The sequence below is a fragment of the Knoellia sp. B-D-2 genome, assembly GCF_057714695.1.
Map to the genome: position 1 here is coordinate 3,687,356 of NZ_CM173189.1, position 19,245 is coordinate 3,706,600.

Here is a 19,245-nt window from a genome sequence, read left to right on the forward strand (position 1 = left end):
ACATGCGCGTCGTCATCGCCGGAGCCGGCAGCGTGGGCCGCTCCATCGCCCGCGAGCTCATCCGCAACGGGCACCAGCTCCTCCTCATCGACCGTGACGCCGACGGCGAGCGGGTGGCCAAGGTCCCCGACGCGGCGTGGCTGCAGGCGGACGCCTGCGAGCTGAGCGCGCTCACCGAGGCCGGGGTCGCCGACTGCGACGTCGTCGTCGCGGCGACCGGCGACGATAAGGCCAACCTCGTCGTCTCGCTGCTCGCCAAGACCGAGTTCGGCGTCCCCCGGACGGTCGCGCGGGTCAACAACCCCAAGAACGAGTGGATGTTCGACGAGGCGTGGGGCGTCGACGTCGCCGTCTCCACCCCGCGGCTCATGACGGCCCTCATCGAGGAGGCCGTCTCCGTCGGGGACCTCGTGCGGATCTTCGAGTTCCAGCAGGGACACGCGGCCATGGTCGAGATGACGCTGCCCGAGGGGAGCCCGTATGCCGGCGCGCGTGTCGGGGACATCGCCTTCCCCGCCGACACGGTCCTCACCGGCATCATCCGCGGCGGGCACCCGATCGCCCCGAGCCGCGACGACGCGCTCGAGCCGCTCGACGAGCTGCTCTTCATCACGACCGTCGACGGCGAGGCCGACCTCGAGTCGATGCTCAGCCCCGGCACCCGCCAGAAGCGTCAGCTCGACGACTGAGCGGGTCCTCGCGGGTCGTCGGGGTCCGCGACGAGGCGCGGGTCGAGCTCCTGCGGGGTGCTCCCCCGCATGAGCAGCCACCCCATGACGGCCACGCCGGCGATCCACAGGGGCCAGCCGAGGACGATCTTGGCGACGCCGAGGGCCTCGACCTGGGCGGCGAGGTACAGCGGGACCTGGATCGAGAGCCGGATGGCGTACAGGGCGACGAGCACCCAGCTGAGCCGCGAACAGACCCGGATCATGCCCGAGTCGCGCCGCCAGCCGAAGGGGTCGTCCGCGGCGCGCGGGTCGCCGGCCCCGACGAGGAAGCCGACGACCGGCCACCGGACGAGGATCGAGACGATCGTGCCCACGAGGTAGCCACCGGAGAGCAGCATCCCGGGGAGGAACGCGTCCTCCGCCTTGCCGCTGCGCATCGCGAAGAACGCCGCGATGCCCGTCGCGAAGACGGCACCGAGGACGTGCTGGAGGCTGGAGCGCTGCACGACGCGGACGACGGCGAGCACGACCGCCACCCCGACCGCGGACCACACGGCGAGGCGCAGGTCCTGGCGCCAGCTCCACAGGGCGATGAAGGCGACCGTCGGCAGCGCGGTCTCGAACGAGCCGCGCCAGCCGCCGAGGGCCGTGGACAGCCGGTGCCGGATGAGCTGCTCGACGGTCTGGGCGGTCTGCCTCCCCGCGGGCGTCGTCACGGCGGAGGCGTCGGGCGTGCGGTCGGTCGTCACTTGGTGGGGACGATCTGGTAGGTCGGGTTGAAGATCGTCGCGTGGCCCTTGACCTTGGCGACCCGGCCCTCGGCGACGAGGAAGACGCCGGGCTCGATGCCCGCGATGCGACGCCGGCCGACCCAGACGAGGTTGACCGACCGCTCCCCGTCGAAGAGCTCGGCGACGAGCACGGGGACGCTCTGGCGCGGCGGCATGGTGATGCACCGGATGCTGCCGGCGACGGTGGCCGGGCGGCGGTCGACGAGCTCGCCGGCGCAGGCCACGGCCGACTCGGGGTCGGCCAGGGTCCGCTCGCGGATCTCGTCGGCCTCGAGCTGGGTCTCGGTCCGGGCGAGGTCGCGCAGCCGCTCCTTGAGTCCCATCACCGCACCTCGGTGATCTCTGGCCCGCGCTCGAAGGGGTTGAGGTCGTCCGTCGACGTCGGGGGCAGGTCGGTGGGGGCGGTCGGCATGGGCGCCGCGTCCTCCTGCGGCAGTCGCAGCGGGAGCAGCTCGCGCGGAGCCATGGGGTCGCTCCCGCGCACGACGACGGTGCCGCGGAAGATCTCGAGGAGCGGGGCCGCCGCCGCCTCGTCGATGGCGCCGCGGCCGGAGATCACGCCGCGCAGGAACCAGCGCGGGCCGTCGACGCCGAGGAAGCGCGCCGGCGCGAAGACGGTGCGGCCGTCGGGCCCGGCACTGGGCATGCGGGTGCGCAGCTCCGCGCCGAGGTCGCCCTGCTCCACGTCCGCGGTGCCGCCCTGGGTCTCGATGGCCACGGCGATCTCGGAGCGGATGTCGGCCCAGAGGCCACCGGTCCGGGGGGCGGCGAAGGCCTGCATCTGCAGCGCTGACTCGCCGAGGACGGCGGTCGCGGCGATGACGTGCTGCTGCTCCTGGTCGATCTCGAGGCGCAGCTCCATGCCCTCACGTCCGTGGAGGCGGAGGGCGCCCAGGTCGAGCCGGCCGTCGTCGTCCTCGACCTCGGCGGCGTCGAACGGACCGGTGGTGCGGTCGACGGGAGCGTCGGGGACGGTGGTCTCCGCGTCGTCCGCGGCCTCGTCCTGCTCGCTCGGGTCGGTGGCACCGGTGTCGGTGTCACCGTCGACTGCGGTCTCTGCGTCGGCCTTGCGCCGGCGAAAGATGCTCACGGTGTGGTCACTTCCTCGAAGGTTGCTGGAGGCGTCGTGCCGAAGCCTCCGGTGGATCCATGTCCAGTGTCACCCCGATCGCTCTCCGGGAGCGAACCGGCCTCCGTGAACTCGGCGTGGAGGTACTCCTGGACGACGAGCTGGGCGATCCGGTCCCCCACGTGCACGGTGAACGGCTCGGTCGGGTCGAGGTTCACGAGGTTGACGAGGATCTCGCCGCGGTAGCCGGAGTCGATGGTCCCGGGCGCGTTGACGACGGAGATCCCGTGGCGCGCGGCCAGGCCCGACCGGGGATGGACGAGGCCGACGGTTCCGGGCGGGAGCGCGATGGCGATGCCGGTCGGGACGAGCGCGCGCTCACCCGGGGCGAGGGTCACGGTGGCCGTCGCCGAGAGGTCGGCTCCCGCGTCACCCTCTGCGGCGTATGCCGGGATGTGGGCCTGCGCGGACAGCCGCCGGAAGGCGACCGGAATGCGAGAAGGGCCAGTCACGGTGACTGACCCTATCTCGAACTCCGGCTCGTTCCGGCCGGTGCCGCCCTCTCTCAGGCGGCGCACTCGCTGCAGACCATCTGGCCGTTCTTCTCACTCGCCAGCTGGCTGCGGTGATGCACGAGGAAGCACCGCGAGCAGGTGAACTCGTCGGCCTGGCGCGGGATGACCCGCACCGACATCTCCTCGCCCGACAGGTCCGCTCCCGGGAGCTCGAACCCCTCGGCCTGCTCCGTCTCGTCCACGTCGACGCTGGAGGACCGCTTGTCGTTGCGACGTGTCTTCAGCTCCTCGATGGAGTCCTCGGACATCTCGTCGTCGGTCTTGCGTGGCGCGTCGTAGTCAGTTGCCATTGCTCTCCTTTCCACATGTCCTGTGGCCCGTCACCGGCTCATCTGCCGGTGCGTGGCGTCCCTGCTTCGCCCAGTCAACGCACGGACTGATGGTTTTGTGCCCGTTGGGAGCCGTGATTGTGCACCATCTGCCGCAGGGACGCCACCGAGTGCCTGAGATTAGTCCTCCAGGTGCTCCCGCGTCCCTGCTTCGACGAGAACGGGGAAGGTCGTGGACAGTCCCGGCGCGCAGGCCCAGGTCAGCGCCGCGCCCGGACCGTCGAGCCCTCCGACGACCGCACCGGCCTCCGTGGCGATGAGCCACCCGGCGGCGAGGTCCCACGGGTTGAGACCGGTCTCGTAGTAGGCGTCGAGCAGCCCCGCACCGACCGCGCAGAGGTCGAGGGCCGCGCTGCCGATCCGGCGGATGTCGCGCACCTGCGGGAGCAGGTCGAGAACGAGGCGCCCCTGGCTCTCGCGGCGCCGCGCGGCATACCCGAACCCGGTCCCGACCAGCGCCTGGCCGAGCTCGGAGCACGGGGTGGGCGCGAGCCGGCGCTGCCCGTCGCCGACGACGAGGTGGGCCCCGCCACCGGCGCGGGCCCGGTAGAGCTCGTCGGTGACGGGGTTGTAGACGGCGCCCGCGAAGGGACGCCAGGCTCCGGCCGTCGTGGGGTCGCCGACCACGGCGGCGACGGACACGGCATACGCGGGAATGCCGTAGAGGTAGTTGACCGTGCCGTCGATCGGGTCGATGACCCAGGTGATCCCGGACGTGCCGGAGGCCCCCCCGCTCTCCTCGCCGAGGACGCCGTCATCGGGGCGGGCCTCGCGCAGGCGGGCGACGAGGTGGTCCTGCGAGCGCTGGTCCATGTCCGTGACGACGTCGGTGGCGCTGGACTTCGTCGCGGAGACCTCGACGGCGTCGGGTCGCTCGTCGACGACGAGCCGGCCGGCCGAGCGGGCGACGTCGGCGGCGAGGGCCTCTAGGGCGGAGGCGAGCGCGTCGTCGGGGAGGGAGAGGTCCATGTCAGTCCCTGCCGCAGAGGGCGGGCCTGGCCGAACGCAGGTTCGGGCAGCAGCCCGGGTCGCAGACGGAGGGTCGCAGGTCGCCCTGGTCGGCCCGGGCGGGGACGACGACCTCCTCACGCGCCTCGGCGGCGCGCTCGTGGAGGAGGTCGACGAGCGCCTCGACGAAGACCGGGTGGGTTCCGGCGGTGGGGACCCGGATCATGCGCACGCCGACCCGGTCGGCCGTCTCCTGCGCCTCGCGGTCGAGGTCGTTGACGACCTCCATGTGGTCGGAGACGAAGCCGATGGGGGCCACGACGACGGTGGAGACACCCTCGGCGGCCAGCTCCTCGATCCGGTCGTTGACGTCGGGCTCGAGCCACGGGGTGCGGGGGCTGCCCGACCGGGAGCAGAAGACGAGCTCGTGCTCGAGGGTCGTGCCGGTGCGCGTTGCGAGGCCCTGCGCGATGAGGTGGCCGGCGCGGAGGTGCTGCTCGACGTAAAGGTTGCCGTCACCGTCGCCCGGACCGGAGGTGTCGTCCATCGCCTCGGGCACCGAGTGGGTGACGAAGAGGAGCCGTGCTCCGGCGAGGTCGGCCGCGGGGACGTCGGCGACGGCCTCGACGAGGCGTTCGGTGTTGACCGCGACGAAGCCCGGGTGGAGGGCGTAGGGGCGGACCTTGTCGATCTCGAGGTCGACTCCGGCGCCGCCGAGCTCCTCGGTGGCCGCGGCCAGGTCCTCGCGGTACTGGCGGCACCCCGAGTAGGACGAGTAGGCGGAGGTGACGACGACGCAGATGCGCAGCATCCCCTCGGCCCGGGCCCCGCGCAGGGTGTCGGTGACGTAGGGGTCGCTGTTGCGGTTGCCCCAGAGGACCGGGACCGTCGAGCCGCGACGCGCGACCTCGGCCTCGAGGGCGGCGCGGAGCTCCCGGTTCTGGTCGTTGATCGGGCTGCGCCCACCGAAGTGGTGGTAGTGCGTCGCCACCTCCTGGAGGCGGTCCTCGGGGACGTCCCGGCCGGCGGTGACGCGCCTGAGGAAGGGCATGACCTCGTCGGGCGCCTCGGGGCCCCCGAAGGACAGGAGGAGGACGGCGTCGTACGGGGCGAGGGCGTCGTCGTGGGACGTGGTCGGCATGGGTCCAACCTAACGAGGCGAGGTCAGGAGATCGTGACCGGCGTGGGCTGCTTTGACGTGCGGGCCAGGGATGGCACAGTCAGGGGGACCGCACCACAGCCCGGGAGAGTTCAGATGAAGGACCTTCGCCTCATCGGCGTCCACGAGGACGGCGAGCACGTCCTCCTGTCCGACGCCGAGGGGCAGCGCTACCGGGCACCCCTCGACGAGGCCATGCGCGCTGCGGCCCGGCGCGACCGGCCACGGCTCGGCCAGCTCCAGATCGAGATCGACGGGGGGCTGCGTCCGCGCGACGTCCAGGCCCTCATCCGGTCGGGGCTGTCCACCGAGGAGGTCGCCGACCGTGCCGGCTGGACCATCCAGAAGGTGCAGAAGTTCGAGGGCCCGGTGCTGGCCGAGCGCGAGTACATCGCCCAGCAGGCCCGCACCTGCGTCGTCGGGCACCTCCGGTCCGCGTCGGGTTCCGCCGGTCCGGAGCAGACCCTCGGGTCCCGCTCCGACGAGCGGCTCAAGGAGCGCGGCGTGCGCGGCGAGCTCGTGCAGTGGGACTCGGCCCGCCTGGACGACGGCCGCTGGACCGTCGCCGTGACCTTCCCCGCCGGCGGTCGGGAGCGAACCGCGTCGTGGCGCTTCGACCCGCGCCTGCGCTCGCTGATCCCCGTCAACGACGAGGCCCGCTGGCTGAGCGAGGAGGTCAGCGCCGACTCGGCGATCCCGACCCCGCACGTGGCGAGCAACGCCAACCCGGCCAACGCGGTCTTCGACCTCGAGGCCGAAGGTGGCGTCGACGCGACGAAGCCGGCGCGCCGTGCGTCGTCGTCGTCGTCGTCATCGTCGTCGTCGTCGGCTCGTGAGCCCATCGACCTCATGGCGGCGATGCGGGAGCAGTCGACCCGCTCGCGTCGTGGACGCTCTCGTGGCCGCACGACGCCGACCCACACGCCCGTCACCGACGCGCCGCGCGAGGACGCCCTCCCGCTCGAGGACCTCGTCATGGACACCGCCGACGCTCCTGAGCCTCCCGCTGCACGGGGTGAGCACCCGGTGGGCGCGCACCTCGACGAGCGTGCCGAGGCTGACCTGGACACGACCCCGGAGTTCTCCGACGTCGATGCGCACGACGAGCAGCCGTCCGACCCGAGCGCGTCCTTCTCCGACGACGAGCTCTCCGGGTCGCCGGCGGCGCACGACGTGGTGCCGGACGGCTCGGCGGACACCGACTCGATCGACGGCGACACGGACGAGGTCGACACGGACGACGGCCGGGCCGACGCTGACGCTGACGCTGACGATCCAGACCACTCGGACGAGGCCGGCGACCGGAGCCCGGCGGCGCGGGACGAGCCGGTGGCCGCTCCGACGGCGGCCCCGCGAGGCCGCAAGAGCGGTGGCCGCAAGGCCGGCCGCACCAGCGTCCCCAGCTGGGACGACATCATGTTCGGCGGCGGACGCGGCGGCAGCAGCGCCTGACCCGCACGGGGGGGGGTCGCCCGTGACCTCCCGCGGGGTTTCGGTCCGGGCCTACGCTGGACGGGTGCTGGCGGGTAGGTCGGTGACCCTGCGTCAGGTCCGCGAGACGGATCTGGACGCGCTGTACGACGCCCACACGAACATCCGCAACCGAGGTGCCTACTTCCCGCTCGGGGTCATGTCGCAGACCGCCTTCCGTCGCGAGTTCGCCGAGCACGGCTTCTGGCAGAAGACCGAGGGGATGCTCGTCATCGAGTCCCCGGACGGCGAGATCGCCGGGCACATCGAGTTCTTCCGTCCGGTCTCGTACTGGGATGCGTTCGAGCTGTCCTACCAGCTGTACGACGACCGGTACGCAGGCCGGGGCTTCGTGACCGAAGCGGTCCAGCTGCTCGTGGACCACCTCTTCGGCGCCAAGAAGGAGCACCGCATCCACCTCGTCATCGTGGGCGAGAACCTCGCCTCCCGCCGCGTCGCCGACAAGTGCGGGTTCGTGCTCGAGGGGACCGTGCGCGGCGCGTTCTTCAACGACGGTCGCAACCAGGACGTGCTGCTCTACTCGCTGCTGCGGACCGACCCACGGCCGTGGCACGACGTCGTCGCGGGTCCCTGACCGGTCGAACGGTTCGATCGTCTGCTCGGGCGCAAGCGCTGCCCAACACAAGGCGGAGTCCTACGCTTCGGTCATGGAACGAGCTCGCTTCTCGGTTCCCACCAGCTCCGGTGCGCTGTCGGGTTGGGTCAGCGGCGTAGGGCCGCGAGTGCTGGCGATTCACGGCGGTCCGGGGATGAACTATGACTACCTCGACGATGCCGTGGCGGAGCTGGCAGCCCGCTACACGGTGGCGACCTACCAACAACGGGGTCTCGCCCCCTCCACGGATCAGGGCGAGTTCACCATCGCCGAGGCCTTGGCCGACATCGCCGCCGTCCTGGACGGCTTGGGATGGGAGACGGCCCACCTCATGGGTCACTCATGGGGTGGACACCTGGCGTTCCATGCCGCGGTGGCCCTCCCGGACCGGCTCGCCGGCGTGCTGTCGGTCGACCCGCTCGGTGGGGTTGGCGACGGCGGCGAAGGCGCGTTCGCGGCCGAGATGCTCGCGCGCGTCCCGGAGGCCCTGCGGGACCGGGCTCGCGCCCTGGACGAGAAGGACTCCGCCGGGCAGTCGACGCCCGATGAGGTGCACGAGGCGTTGTCCCTCTTCTGGGGGTCGTACTTCGCCGATCCTCGCTCGGCCCCGCCGATGCCACACGTGGAGTTCTCCCAGCCCGCGAGCCAAGGTCTGTTCTCCGACCTCATGACCCACCTGCCGGAGCTGGAAGCGTCGCTTCCGACGATCAGCGTGCCCGTCGGCGTCCTCGTGGGAGAGCTGAGCCCGATGCCACCCAGCGCCGGCGTCGGCACCGCCGAGCGCATCCCGGGCGCCTGGTCCCACATCGAGCCGGGCGCGGGACACTTCCTCTGGCACGAGGCACCGGGCTGCGTCCTCGCCGCGATGGACCGGCTCGTTGAGAACGCCTGAGCAGCTCGCCCAACCCCGCCCCGCACGTGGCTCCTCCCGAGCACACTCGGAGCTGTGAAGACCTACACCATGCTGGATCACGATGGTCGACCGTTCCAGTCAGCCGCACCCGGAACGGTCGGCGGACACCGGCGCGGCAAGATCTACGGCCGGCTCGACTGCCCGACGGCCCTGCGCCACCTCGCCAAGGGCCAGTACGTCCAGCACCGGGTGTTCTTCGCCGACGAGGAGGTGGCCATCGCTGCCGGGTACCGACCCTGCGGCCACTGCCTCCGGTCGACGTACCGCCAGTGGCTGGCAGGCGAGGAGTCGCGCAAGGTCTCGGATGCCGAGGCCTGAGCCTCGTGTCGCCACCCAGCCTCGGCGTTTCGGCCGTGCGCGTCCGCGGTTCAGAACGGTGGCTGCGCCGTCGCCCGCGGCACCCACCACACCGTGACCGGGGCCGGCGCCCCGTCCCGCTCCAGCAGCTCGACCTGCCGCCACAGGTGGTCCTCGAGCAAGGACGGGACGTCATGAGCACCGAGCTCGCGCCCCCGTGACGAGCCCTCGGCTCGGACGCTCTGTGCTTCCCGGGCCGCTGGGGCATGTTCGCTGCCACCCCTGGTCGGGTCACACGGAGGCGACGTCGACGATGCGAGAGGGACGATGGCGCGGTCGAGGTGGTCGATGGGGTGGGTCGTCGACCTCCGGCCGGCGGGGTCGGTCCAGTACGCGGTCCCGTCGGGGTCGAGTCGGACGGTCCACCCGCGTCGTTGCTTGATCCGGTGATGTCGACGGCACAAGCACATGAGGTTGGTGGGCGTGGTGGCTCCGACGGGCCAGGCGATGACGTGGTCCTGGTCGGTGAACATCGCGTTGGTGGAGCAGTTCGGGAACCGACATCGCCCGTCGCGCAGCCGGACCAGGCGCGCCATGTCCGGTGGGACGACATACCCGTCGCTGCGGCGCGCGGCGTCCTTGCGAGCACGCTTGGCCAACGACGCCGGGACGACCCCACCGACGACGGCGCCGGTGTCCGCGTCGCACGACAGTGGCGTCGACGGCACCAGCGACACGCTCGCCGCGAGGGCCTCGAGGTCCACCAGGGTGGGCACCGTCGACCCCAGGCCGCCGACCTCGGTCAGCCGCGAGGAGGCATCGGTCGCATCGGTCGCGACGTCGGCGGCGGCGGCGGTCCGGGGCGATGCACCCTGTGGTGCGTCCGTACGGACGGAGGTCGCGGTGGCGCCCTCCGCGGGGACCGTGGCATCTGCCGGCACCGTCGCGTGGAGGTGGACGGTGACGTCGGCCTGCGCGAGGACCAGCTTGGGCCAGCGCGTCGGCGCGGGCCTGCGAGAGGGTGAGGTCGGGGTCGGCGCGGCGCAGGGCACGCGCCAACGTGTCGACGGCCTGCCACATCGGGGCCGACTGCTCCACCGGGAGCTCGGCCTCCCAGTGGTCGGTCCCCAGCGACGCCGGCGAGCGACGCACCGACCGCCCCTCCCGGGCCGCCTTGGCCTGCGCCGCCACCAGCTCCGGGTGAGCCCGCGCGATCATCCGCCGCACCCGAGCCCGCAACGGACCCGTGGTCTCGTCCCACCCACCCCGGGCGCCGTAGTGCGCCACCAGCGCGTCGACGATGGCGCGCGCACTCCCGTCGGGGCACACCTCGACCTCCGTCGTCACCACCCGCGCCCGCCACGCGTCGAGCTCGCCGGACACCATCTCCGTGACCAATCGTGGCGTCGTGGTCACCTGGTGGATCGCGACCTCGACCCGGGTCGTCGCGGCCTGCTCGGTGATCCCCAGCATCGGTCCGACGAGCTCGGGGGCGTCCAGGGACCGGTGCCCCAGCCCGCGGTGCTGCTGCACCCACTCGCCGTTGCGGTCGACGACGTCCTCCACCGCGGCGACGTGCGCGACCGCGACGGTCTGCACGCCGGCCAGGATGTTCGTCGACCGGTGCGTCTCCTCGACGACCGCGAGCAGCTGCTCGCGCGACAGCGCTGCGAGGTCGGCGTCGGCCAGAGCGCGCGCGACACCGGCGGTGGACTCCCGCAGGGTCCGCAGTGCCTCGTCGATCTCCATACCTGAAACCTACCGGCGACCACTGACAGTCACCCGTGGCCGAAACCGGTCACCAGGCATGCAGGAGAACGGCGTTGGCCCACGAGGCCGTGCGCGAACACCGGCGCGAGCACACGGCATACGGCGGAGAAGGAGCGGGCGGTCAGCCGCTCGGAGGCACCGCACACACGTCGAGGTCGAACGGCAGGACGTCCGGGGTCGCGGACGCGAGCCGCGCCGCGTGGCTGTTCATCCGGCGCATGTAGTGGCGCCGGCAGAGCACCTCGTACTCGACGAGGCTGTCGCTCGTGGCCGCCGTGTCGCCGACGACGACCTGCTCCCCCTCGACGACCATGACACCGTCGATGATGCGCGCGTTGTGGGTGGCTCGGGCGCCGCACCAGCAGAGCGCCGCGACCTGGAGGACCTGCACGCGGTCGGCGAGCTCGAAGAGCCGCTTCGAGCCCGGGAACAGCTCCGTGCGGAAGTCCGCGGTGATGCCGAAGCAGGTGACGTCGATGCCGAGCTCGTCGACGATCCGGGCGAGCTGCTCGATCTGCGCGGAGGTGAAGAACTGGGCCTCGTCGCAGATGAGGTAGTCGGCGCGCTGGCCGTGGGTGAGGTGCTCGACGACGACGTCCCAGAAGTCGAGGTCGTCGGAGACCTCGTGCGCCTGCGTCGAGAGGCCGAGCCGGGAGGAGAGCACCGACTCCCCCATGCGGTCGAGCTTGGTGAAGATCAGCCCGACCCGCTGGCGAGCCCGATGGTTGTGGTCCATCTGGAGCGCGAGGGTGGACTTGCCGCAGTCCATCGTCCCGGAGAAGAACACCAACTCAGCCACGAGCCGACACCCTATGACGAGCGTGCGGGGACGTGGAACATCGGCACCGGCACCTCGTCGTCGGTGAGCGAGCCGTGCAGGCCGACGAGGGCCAGCAGCTCCGGGCGGTGGTGGCGCGAGTCGACGACGGCGTGCGGCTCGCGCATGGCGACGACGACGTCACCGATGCGGGCGAGGTGCTCGTCGTGGACGGCACCGAAGAGTCCGCCCGAGACCGCCTCCTCCTGGGACAGCACCCAGGCCACGTCGCCCAGCCGGGCGCGCCACGTCGCCAGGACGTCGTCCACCGCGCCCGTCTCGCAGTACAGCTGGGGTGCCCGCGGCTCACCGCCGGTGTGCCGCACCCCCGCGGCGAGCTCCGCGTCGTACGCGACGTCCGCGCGGTTGGCCATCGGGACGTCGACCATCCCGTGGTCCGCGGTGATGGTGAGCGAGCAGTCGGACGGCAGCCCGTCGGCCAGCCGCGCCAGCGCCCGGTCGATCGTCTCGAGCTCGTCGCCCCACTGCCACGACTCGCACCCGTGGACGTGGCCGACCTTGTCGAGGTCACCCCAGTACAGGTAGGTCAGCGACGCCGGCCGGGAGCGTGCGTGGGCCAGGGTTGCGTCGACGCGGGCGTCGAGGGTCTTCGCGGAGACGAAGCGACCTCCCCGCAGGGCCGCGCGGGTGAGGCCGGAGCCGTCGAAGAACGCCGGTCCGATCCGGGCCACGTCGAGACCACCGGCCACGGCCCGCTCGAAGCAGGTCGCGCGCGGCTGCCAGCGCTCGGGCACGGGGCCGTTCTCCCACGACAGCTCGTTGAGCAGCCGGTCCTCGCCGGGCACGAGCACCTCGAACCCGACCAGCCCGTGCGAGCCCGGGCTCAGACCCGTGCCGAACGAGCCCATCGACACGGGCGTCGTCGACGGGAACCCGCTGGCCACCCGCAGCCCGTCGGCGAAGAGGGTGCGCAGCCAGGGGGCGTGCCCACCGCGGCGGCGCAGCAGGTCGTAGCCCAGGCCGTCGACGAGGACGACGACGGCGCTGCGCGCCGGCGCCAGCGTCCAGCGAGGCCCGGAACCGGGCACGCCCAGGGCGGCGAGGACGGACGGCAGGACGTCACCGAGTCCGCCCGCGGCATACGACGGAGCGGGTGCGAGCCCGGGTGCAGCCCGGGACGACGGCACCGGCGCGCTCGACGTCACCGGCCGAGCGAGGCCGACAGGGCGTGCGCGAACGAGATGGCCTGCTGGAGCGCCGAGTCGCCGTCGGCCGTGGCCGAGACGCGCAGCGCGATGTCGTCGCTGGAGATCGTGCCGTCGTAGCCGTGGTCGGCGTCGCAGCCCGGCTCGCCGCAGGTCGCGGGGAGGAGGTCGACGCGGCTGACGGCGCCCCAGCCGAGGGTCAGCGTGAGCTCACGCCCGAGTGACCCGGGGACGTAGTTCTGGGGGTCCGCGACGACGTGGGTCAGCATGACCCCGCGCACGGCGGAGAGCGGGATGCTCTCGGTGGTCGCGGTGGCGACCTCCTGCTCGACGACACCGGCGGGCGCGCCCTCGGCCTCACCGGCCCCCTCGTCGGCGTGGTCGTCGGCGTGGGCGATGACGAGCCGCGACGGCGTGAGCACGAGGACGGTGACGTGGCGCCGGATGACGTCGCGGTCGAACGTCGTCTCGAGGTGGACGAGGTGCGAGCGGACCTCCTCACCGGCGAGCGCGGCCGAGACGACGTCGCCGACGAGCGCCGGGTAGTACCCCGCCCGCTCGATCGCGGAGGTGAGGTCCACCGGCAGGGTGGGGACGTCGAACGAGGGCTTCATACCCGCCATTCTGCCGCACGGCGCCGACCCCGCCCGCCGTCCGCCCCGTCCCCGCCGTCCGCCCGCGGTGCTCAGGTGAGCGAGCGCCGCCCCGGGTCGGTGCGGCGGGCCATCGGTGCCACGGTGACCTCGGCGCCGAGTACCTCGACGCCCCCGGGGTGCGCGTTGACCGGGTTGAGCCGCATCGAGACCACCTCGGGCATGTCGTCGCTGATGACCGACACCCGCGCGATGAGGTCGGCGAGCGCGGCGCGGTGCACCGGGGTCGACCCGCGGTGCCCGTGCAGCACCGGCGCCGCCTTGACCGAGGAGATGAGCTCCGAGACGGCGACGTCGGTGAGCGGCGGGATGCGGTGGGCGATGTCGTCGAGCAGCTCGGTCGGGAGCCCCGCCACGCCGAAGCTCACCACCGGCCCGAAGAGCGCGTCCTCGTCCGACGACACGAGGCACGCGACACCGGGGGTCGCCATCTGCTGCACCTCGAGCTGGCCGGCCGCGAGCGGCGAGAGCCGGTCGTGGAGCGAGACCCATGCCTCGGTCACCGACTGCGCGTTGCCGAGGTCGACCCGTACCCCGGTGATCCCGCCCTGGTGACGCAGCATCGGCGCGGTCGACTTGAGGACCACGGGGTAGCCGATCTCGTCGGCCGCCTCCACCGCCTCCTCGACCGTCGTCACCTGCCGGGACGGCCAGACCTCGATCCCGTAGGCGGTCAGCAGCGCCCGTGTCTCGTCCGGGTTGAGGCGCCGTCCCTCGGGGCTGACCGACAGGACGGTGTGGACCACGTCCTCGGCCACGCGCCGGTTGATCCCCACCGGGGCGACCGGGACGCCGTGGTCCTTGTTGCGCCACTCGGCGTACTTCGTCGCCTTCGCGAGCGCGTATGCCGCGTCCTCCGGCATCGCGTAGATGGGGATCGCCTGCCCGGTGCCACCCTCGTCGATGTGGGTGGAGGAGTCCACCCCCCGCATCCCGAGGAACGTCGCGACGCAGGTCTTGTCGGACCCGCGGGCCGCGGCGCGCACGGCATCGGTGACGTCCTCGTCGTGGGCGACGATCGGGGGGATGAAGCAGGTCATCACCGAGTCGACGTCGGGGTCGTCGAAGGCGGTGGTGAGCGCGTCCCGGAACGCCTCGAGGGTGGCGTCCGACGGCAGGCTCACGGGCCCGTGCGTCACGGTGAGCCCGCGACCCGCGACCGCACCGGCCGACAGCGCACCCAGCGCCGCCGAGTTGCCGACGATGGCCACGCGCCGCCCGGCGGGCAGGGGCTGGTGGACGACGAGCTGGGCGACGTCGAAGAGCTGGTGGACGTTGGAGACCCTCACCACCCCGGCCTGCCGCAGCATCGCGCCGAACACCGCCGGGCGCACCTTCGTCCGCCGGACCCGGTGACCGGGCGGGGTGCCGTAGGCCGAGATGCCGGACTGGACGACGATGACCGGCTTGATGAGGCCGAGGTTGCGGGCGATCCGCGAGAACTTGCGCGGGTTGCCCATCGACTCGAGGTAGAGACCGACGGCGTGGGTGTCGTCGTCGTCGATCCAGTACTGCATGAGGTCGTTGCCCGAGACGTCGACCCGGTTGCCCGCCGAGGCGAACGTCGAGATCCCGAGGTTGCGCCGGGCCGCCGACGCGAGGACGGCGATGCCGAGCGCGCCGGACTGCGCGAAGAGGCCGAGGTGCCCGACCGGGGGCATGGCCGGCGACAGCGAGGCGTTGAGCGACATCCCGGGGTGGGTGTTGATGATCCCGAACGAGTTGGGCCCGACGATGCGCATCCCTGACCCGCGCACCCGCCGCACGAGCTCCGCCTGGAGCTCGTCCCCCTCGCCCCCACCCTCGCCGAACCCGGAGCTGACGACGAGCAGCGCCGCGACGCCCGCCTCCGCGCACTCGTCGACGACCTTGAGCACCTTCGGCGCCGGCACCGCGATGACCGCGAGGTCGACCGGACCGGGCACGTCACCGATCGTGTCGTATGCCGTCCGCCCGAGGATCGCCTTCGCCTTGCGGTTGACGGGGTGGACCTCGCCCGTGAACTCGCCCTCGAGGAGGTTCTTGAGGAAGTGGTGCCCCATCGTCTGCGGGGACCGCCCGGCGCCGATGACGGCGACGATCCGGGGACGCATGATCCGGCTGACGCTGATCGCCTCGGCGCGGTGCTCGCGCGACATCGCGACGGCCTTGGAGCGGTCGGTCGGCTCGATGTCGAAGTGCAGGGCGACGATGCCGTCCTCGACCTTGCGGCTGACCTCGTAGCCCGCCTCCGAGAAGACCGTGAGCATCTTGCGGTTCTGGGGCAGCACCTCGGCCGTGAAGCGGGTGATGCCGAACTCCTGGGCGATCGCGGCCAGGTGCTCGAGCAGCACCGACCCGATGCCACGACCCTGGTAGTGGTCGCTGACGTTGAAGGCGACCTCGGCCGAGGTGGCGTCGATCCGGTCGTAGCGCCCGATGCCGAGGATCTCGTCGCTCACCGTGATGACCAGCGCGACGCGGTCGGCGTAGTCGACGTGGGTGAAGCGGTGGACGTCCTTGTCGGAGAGGCGCCGCAGCGGCGCGAAGAACCTCATGTAGATCGACTCGTCCGACTGCCGCGCGTGGAACGCGTGGATCTTCTCCTCGTCGGTGGGCAGGATCGGGCGCAGGTGGCCGACGCTGCCGTCACGGAGCACGACGTCGGCCTCCCACTGCACCGGGTAGCCCGGCGGCAGCTCGACGTCCTCGCTCATGGGCACATCGTGGCACGGCACGATGTGCGGCATGGATCTCATCGACGCGGTGTCGCGACGCCGGATGGTGCGACGCTTCCGGCCCGATCGCGACGTGCCGTTCGACACGGTCGAGCGCTTCGTCCGTCTGGCGCAGCGCGCCCCCAGCGCCGGGCACACCCAGGGCTGGGACGTCCTCGCGCTCACCGACGCCGCCGACCGCGAGCGCTTCTGGGAGGTGACCCGCGAGCGAAACGCACCGGAGCCCGACCAGAATTCTCGATGGCTGCGCGGGGTGTCGGCCGCCCCGGTGCTGCTCGTCATGCTCGCCGACCCGACGGCATACCTCGACCGTTACGCGGAGCCGGACAAGGGGTGGACCGACCGCTCCCTCGACCGCTGGCCCATCCCGTACTGGGACACCGACACGGCGATGGCCGCGATGATCGTCCTGCTCGGGGCGGTCGACGCCGGGCTCGGAGCCCTGTTCTTCGGCGTCCCCGGGTCCCGTCACGACGCGCTCAGGACGGCGTATGCCGTCCCGTCCGACCGTCGGGTCGTAGGCGTCATCGCTCTGGGCCACGAGGCGGAGCGGGTGCGCAGCCCGTCCCTCACGAGGGGGCGCCGCCCGGTCGAGGACGTCCTGCACCGCGGACGGTTCGGCGCGTCGGGGTCGGGGACGTCGAGCCCCTGAGGGAGGATGCGGTGATCGACCCGCGGCAGGTCCGCGAGACCACGACACCACCGAGGTAGACCCCCGCCCCATGGCCAAGCGCACGACGACCACCCCTCCCGACGACCTCGCGGTCGGTGACGGCCGCGTCGTCGACATCGACGTCGGCCTCGAGATGCAGAACGCGTTCCTCGAGTACTCCGTCTCGGTCATCCACTCGCGGGCCCTGCCCGACGTGCGTGACGGCCTCAAGCCGGTGCAGCGCCGGATCCTCTACTCGATGAGCGAGATGGGGCTGCGACCCGACCGCGGCCACGTGAAGTCCTCCCGGGTCGTCGGCGACGTCATGGGCAAGTACCACCCCCACGGCGACACGGCGATCTACGACGCCCTCGTGCGCATGGCCCAGCCGTTCACGATGCGGCTGCCGCTCGTCGACGGTCACGGCAACTTCGGATCGCTCGACGACGGCCCGGCCGCCTCCCGCTACACCGAGGCCCGCCTCGCCGCCGCGGCGCTCGTCATGACCGCCGGCCTCGACGAGGACACCGTCGACTTCGTGCCGAACTACGACGACCAGCTGCTCCAGCCGGGCGTGCTGCCCGCCGCCTACCCCAACCTGCTCGTCAACGGGGTCGCCGGCATCGCGGTCGGCTTCGCCACCAACATGCCGCCGCACAACCTCGTCGAGGTCGTCGGCGCCGCCCGTCACCTCATCGCCCACCCGGACTGCAGCCTCGACGACCTCATGAAGTTCGTCCCCGGCCCGGACCTGCCCCTGGGTGGTCGGATCGTCGGCCTCGACGGCATCCGCGACGCCTACCTCACCGGCAAGGGCAGCTTCCGGACCCGCGCGACGGTGCGGATCGAGAAGATCACCCCGCGCAGGGCCGGGATCGTCGTCACCGAGCTCCCCTACCTCGTCGGCCCGGAGAAGGTCATCGAGCGGATGAAGACGCTCGTCCAGGGCAAGAAGCTCCTGGGCGTCAGCGACGTCAAGGACCTCACCGACCGCAAGCACGGGCTCCGGCTCGTCATCGAGGTCAAGAACGGCTTCAACCCCGAGGCGGTCCTCGAGCAGCTCTACAAGCTCACGCCGATGGAGGACTCCTTCGGCATCAACAGCGTCGCCCTCGTCGACGGCCAGCCGCAGACCCTCGGCCTCAAGGACCTGCTCCGCCACTACGTCGAGTTCCGCATCGACGTCGTCCGGCGACGCACCGCCCACCGGCTGCGCAAGGCCGAGGCCCAGCTGCACCTCGTCGAGGGCCTGCTCGTCGCGATCCTCGACATCGACGAGGTCATCCAGCTCATCCGCACGAGCGAGGACACCGCCACGGCGCGCTCCCGGCTCATGAGCGTCTTCGACCTGTCCGAGATCCAGGCCAACCACATCCTCGACCTCCAGCTGCGCCGGCTGACGAAGTTCTCCCGCCTCGACCTCGAGACCCAGCGCGACGAGCTGCGGACCCGGATCGAGGAGCTGTCCGCCATCCTCGGCGACGAGAAGCTCCTGCAGCGCACCGTGTCCAGCGAGCTCGCCGACGTCGCGAAGAAGCACGGCACCCCACGCCGCACGGTGCTCCTCGAGTCGGCCGGCAACCCGGTGAGCTCCGCCGCGCCCCTCGAGGTCACCGACGACCCCTGCTGGGTCCTGCTGTCCTCCACCGGGCTGCTCGCCCGCACGTCCACCGACGACCCCATCCCCGCGGAGGGCCCGCGCGCCAAGCACGACGCCGTCATCGCGGCCGTCCGCACGACCGCCCGGGGCGAGGTGGGGCTGCTCACCAGCCTCGGCCGGATGGTCCGGATCAGCGCGCTCGAGCTGCCGACGCTCCCGCCGCTCGGCGGGGCGCCCAGTCTCTCGGGCGGTGCTCCGCTCGCCGCCTACGTCGACCTCCCCCGCGGCGAGGAGCCGGTCACCGTCGTCTCGATCGACCCTGAGGGTCCGGGACTGGCGCTCGGGACGGCGCAGGGCGTCGTCAAGCGGGTCATCCCGGACCAACCGCGCTCGCGCGACTGGGAGGTCGTCTCCCTCAAGGACGGCGACCGCGTCGTCGGCGCCGGCCAGGTCGTCACCGGCGACGAGGACCTCGTCTTCGTCACCACCGACGCCCAGCTCCTGCGCTTCCCGGCCAGCGCGGTCCGGCCGCAGGGCCGTTCGGCCGGTGGCATGGCGGGCGTCCGGCTCGCTGCGGGTGAGCAGGTCGCCTTCTTCGGCGTCGTCGACCCGTCCCGCGAGTCGGTCGTCGTCACCGCCAGCGGCGCGGCCGACGCCCTCCCCGGCACCCAGCCGGGAGCCATCAAGGCCACCCCCTACACCGAGTACCCCGCCAAGGGACGCGGCACCGGCGGGGTGCGCGCGCACCGCTTCCTCAAGGGTGAGGACACGCTCGTGCTCGCGTGGGTCGGCCCGATCCCGGCCCGCGCCAGTGGCGCCGGCGGTGTCGCCCTCGAGCTGCCCGAGGCCACTGGTCGCCGGGACGGCTCCGGCATCCCGGGCTCGGCCGTCATCACGGGGATCGCCGGCCCGCTCTCGTGAGGTGGGCGCGGTGACCGCCGCGTTACGGGATCGTGACCGGGAATCGCGGCCAAAGCATTCCGCTCGTGTGTAAGCGCTTTTACACTGCCAAAGGATCCCTCAGCGCCGAGG

20 protein-coding genes are annotated in these 19,245 nt (G+C 72.3%); 8 read left to right on the plus strand and 12 right to left on the minus strand.

All coding sequences use genetic code 11. The features are described from left to right. Nucleotides 1–2 precede the first annotated feature (2 nt). Nucleotides 3–689, plus strand: coding sequence for a potassium channel family protein (locus AC3EU2_RS17470; RefSeq protein ID WP_035933569.1), 687 nt, complete (start codon nucleotides 3–5; stop codon nucleotides 687–689). Here the strand turns inward: AC3EU2_RS17470 and AC3EU2_RS17475 are convergent. The 7 genes from AC3EU2_RS17475 to AC3EU2_RS17505 form a co-directional block, all read right to left on the minus strand. Next, complete coding sequence (locus AC3EU2_RS17475; protein ID WP_488177544.1) at nucleotides 674–1,420, minus strand: DUF3159 domain-containing protein; 747 nt, start codon at nucleotides 1,418–1,420, stop codon at nucleotides 674–676. The two genes, AC3EU2_RS17470 and AC3EU2_RS17475, sit on opposite strands and share 16 nt — an antisense overlap. Further along, the gene (locus tag AC3EU2_RS17480; RefSeq protein WP_035933567.1) at nucleotides 1,417–1,785 is read right to left on the minus strand and encodes an OB-fold nucleic acid binding domain-containing protein; all 369 of its coding nucleotides are present in this window, start codon (nucleotides 1,783–1,785) and stop codon (nucleotides 1,417–1,419) included. The genes AC3EU2_RS17475 and AC3EU2_RS17480 overlap by 4 nt, the downstream gene beginning before the upstream one ends. Continuing rightward, nucleotides 1,785–2,552, minus strand: a complete 768-nt coding sequence (locus AC3EU2_RS17485; protein ID WP_488177545.1) for a DUF3710 domain-containing protein — start codon at nucleotides 2,550–2,552, stop codon at nucleotides 1,785–1,787. Before AC3EU2_RS17485 ends, AC3EU2_RS17480 begins: the two co-directional genes overlap by 1 nt. Continuing rightward, a complete protein-coding gene (gene dut, locus AC3EU2_RS17490; protein ID WP_488177546.1) occupies nucleotides 2,549–3,043 on the minus strand; it encodes a dUTP diphosphatase in 495 nt (164 codons plus the stop codon). Before dut ends, AC3EU2_RS17485 begins: the two co-directional genes overlap by 4 nt. 53 nt (nucleotides 3,044–3,096) lie before the next feature. Continuing rightward, nucleotides 3,097–3,396: a DUF4193 domain-containing protein gene (locus tag AC3EU2_RS17495; protein ID WP_035933564.1), complete on the minus strand. Its 300-nt coding sequence runs from the start codon at nucleotides 3,394–3,396 to the stop codon at nucleotides 3,097–3,099. A 159-nt stretch (nucleotides 3,397–3,555) separates the two neighbouring features. Continuing rightward, nucleotides 3,556–4,404, minus strand: coding sequence for an inositol monophosphatase family protein (locus tag AC3EU2_RS17500; protein WP_488177547.1), 849 nt, complete (start codon nucleotides 4,402–4,404; stop codon nucleotides 3,556–3,558). A 1-nt stretch (nucleotide 4,405) separates the two neighbouring features. Then, nucleotides 4,406–5,524 (minus strand): ferrochelatase, encoded by a 1,119-nt coding sequence (locus tag AC3EU2_RS17505; RefSeq protein ID WP_488177548.1) that lies wholly within the window; start codon nucleotides 5,522–5,524, stop codon nucleotides 4,406–4,408. 114 nt (nucleotides 5,525–5,638) lie between these two features. Here AC3EU2_RS17505 and sepH point away from each other — a divergent pair, with 114 nt between their 5' ends. From sepH to AC3EU2_RS17525, 4 genes are all read left to right on the plus strand, one after another. Next, on the plus strand, nucleotides 5,639–6,994 hold the full coding sequence (gene sepH, locus AC3EU2_RS17510; RefSeq protein ID WP_488177549.1) for a septation protein SepH: 1,356 nt from the start codon (nucleotides 5,639–5,641) through the stop codon (nucleotides 6,992–6,994). A gap of 64 nt (nucleotides 6,995–7,058) precedes the next feature. After that, nucleotides 7,059–7,607 (plus strand): GNAT family N-acetyltransferase, encoded by a 549-nt coding sequence (locus AC3EU2_RS17515; protein WP_488177550.1) that lies wholly within the window; start codon nucleotides 7,059–7,061, stop codon nucleotides 7,605–7,607. A gap of 73 nt (nucleotides 7,608–7,680) precedes the next feature. Further along, the gene (locus AC3EU2_RS17520; RefSeq protein ID WP_488177551.1) at nucleotides 7,681–8,520 is read left to right on the plus strand and encodes an alpha/beta fold hydrolase; all 840 of its coding nucleotides are present in this window, start codon (nucleotides 7,681–7,683) and stop codon (nucleotides 8,518–8,520) included. A gap of 54 nt (nucleotides 8,521–8,574) precedes the next feature. Continuing rightward, nucleotides 8,575–8,859, plus strand: coding sequence for an Ada metal-binding domain-containing protein (locus AC3EU2_RS17525; RefSeq protein WP_488177552.1), 285 nt, complete (start codon nucleotides 8,575–8,577; stop codon nucleotides 8,857–8,859). A 50-nt stretch (nucleotides 8,860–8,909) separates the two neighbouring features. Here the strand turns inward: AC3EU2_RS17525 and AC3EU2_RS17530 are convergent, their stop codons facing one another. Continuing rightward, complete coding sequence (locus AC3EU2_RS17530; RefSeq protein WP_488177553.1) at nucleotides 8,910–9,890, minus strand: HNH endonuclease signature motif containing protein; 981 nt, start codon at nucleotides 9,888–9,890, stop codon at nucleotides 8,910–8,912. 367 nt (nucleotides 9,891–10,257) lie between these two features. Here AC3EU2_RS17530 and AC3EU2_RS17535 point away from each other — a divergent pair, with 367 nt between their 5' ends. After that, nucleotides 10,258–10,593, plus strand: coding sequence for a hypothetical protein (locus tag AC3EU2_RS17535; protein WP_488177554.1), 336 nt, complete (start codon nucleotides 10,258–10,260; stop codon nucleotides 10,591–10,593). A 136-nt stretch (nucleotides 10,594–10,729) separates the two neighbouring features. Here AC3EU2_RS17535 and AC3EU2_RS17540 read toward each other — a convergent pair whose 3' ends face one another. The 4 genes from AC3EU2_RS17540 to AC3EU2_RS17555 all read right to left on the minus strand — a co-directional run bounded on the left by AC3EU2_RS17540 (nucleotide 10,730) and on the right by AC3EU2_RS17555 (nucleotide 15,940). Next, nucleotides 10,730–11,407, minus strand: coding sequence for a thymidine kinase (locus AC3EU2_RS17540; RefSeq protein ID WP_488177555.1), 678 nt, complete (start codon nucleotides 11,405–11,407; stop codon nucleotides 10,730–10,732). Nucleotides 11,408–11,418: 11 nt separating this feature from the next. Beyond that, entirely contained in the window at nucleotides 11,419–12,591 is a 1,173-nt protein-coding gene (locus tag AC3EU2_RS17545) for an alkaline phosphatase family protein (protein ID WP_488177556.1), read from the minus strand. Next, entirely contained in the window at nucleotides 12,588–13,214 is a 627-nt protein-coding gene (locus AC3EU2_RS17550; RefSeq protein WP_488177557.1) for a DUF5998 family protein, read from the minus strand. Before AC3EU2_RS17550 ends, AC3EU2_RS17545 begins: the two co-directional genes overlap by 4 nt. Nucleotides 13,215–13,276: 62 nt before the next feature. Beyond that, entirely contained in the window at nucleotides 13,277–15,940 is a 2,664-nt protein-coding gene (locus AC3EU2_RS17555; RefSeq protein ID WP_488177558.1) for a bifunctional acetate--CoA ligase family protein/GNAT family N-acetyltransferase, read from the minus strand. A 31-nt stretch (nucleotides 15,941–15,971) separates the two neighbouring features. On the opposite strand from AC3EU2_RS17555, the gene AC3EU2_RS17560 reads away from it, so the two are divergent. Both AC3EU2_RS17560 and AC3EU2_RS17565 read left to right on the plus strand, forming a co-directional pair. Beyond that, a complete protein-coding gene (locus tag AC3EU2_RS17560) occupies nucleotides 15,972–16,613 on the plus strand; it encodes a nitroreductase family protein (RefSeq protein WP_488177559.1) in 642 nt (213 codons plus the stop codon). 70 nt (nucleotides 16,614–16,683) lie between these two features. Continuing rightward, entirely contained in the window at nucleotides 16,684–19,134 is a 2,451-nt protein-coding gene (locus AC3EU2_RS17565) for a DNA gyrase/topoisomerase IV subunit A (protein ID WP_488177560.1), read from the plus strand. The last annotated feature ends 111 nt before the right edge of the window (nucleotides 19,135–19,245 follow it).

Bases quoted from the DNA above. Each gene is read 5' to 3' on its own strand.
- AC3EU2_RS17470 (WP_035933569.1), top strand. From the start codon at position 3: ATGCGCGTCGTCATCGCCGGAGCCGGCAGCGTGGGCCGCTCCATCGCC.
- AC3EU2_RS17480 (WP_035933567.1), bottom strand. From the start codon at position 1,785: ATGGGACTCAAGGAGCGGCTGCGCGACCTCGCCCGGACCGAGACCCAG.
- AC3EU2_RS17495 (WP_035933564.1), bottom strand. From the start codon at position 3,396: ATGGCAACTGACTACGACGCGCCACGCAAGACCGACGACGAGATGTCC.
- AC3EU2_RS17500 (WP_488177547.1), bottom strand. From the start codon at position 4,404: ATGGACCTCTCCCTCCCCGACGACGCGCTCGCCTCCGCCCTAGAGGCC.
- AC3EU2_RS17505 (WP_488177548.1), bottom strand. From the start codon at position 5,524: ATGCCGACCACGTCCCACGACGACGCCCTCGCCCCGTACGACGCCGTC.
- sepH (WP_488177549.1), top strand. From the start codon at position 5,639: ATGAAGGACCTTCGCCTCATCGGCGTCCACGAGGACGGCGAGCACGTC.
- AC3EU2_RS17520 (WP_488177551.1), top strand. From the start codon at position 7,681: ATGGAACGAGCTCGCTTCTCGGTTCCCACCAGCTCCGGTGCGCTGTCG.
- AC3EU2_RS17550 (WP_488177557.1), bottom strand. From the start codon at position 13,214: ATGGCGGGTATGAAGCCCTCGTTCGACGTCCCCACCCTGCCGGTGGAC.
- AC3EU2_RS17555 (WP_488177558.1), bottom strand. From the start codon at position 15,940: ATGAGCGAGGACGTCGAGCTGCCGCCGGGCTACCCGGTGCAGTGGGAG.
- AC3EU2_RS17560 (WP_488177559.1), top strand. From the start codon at position 15,972: ATGGATCTCATCGACGCGGTGTCGCGACGCCGGATGGTGCGACGCTTC.
- AC3EU2_RS17565 (WP_488177560.1), top strand. From the start codon at position 16,684: ATGGCCAAGCGCACGACGACCACCCCTCCCGACGACCTCGCGGTCGGT.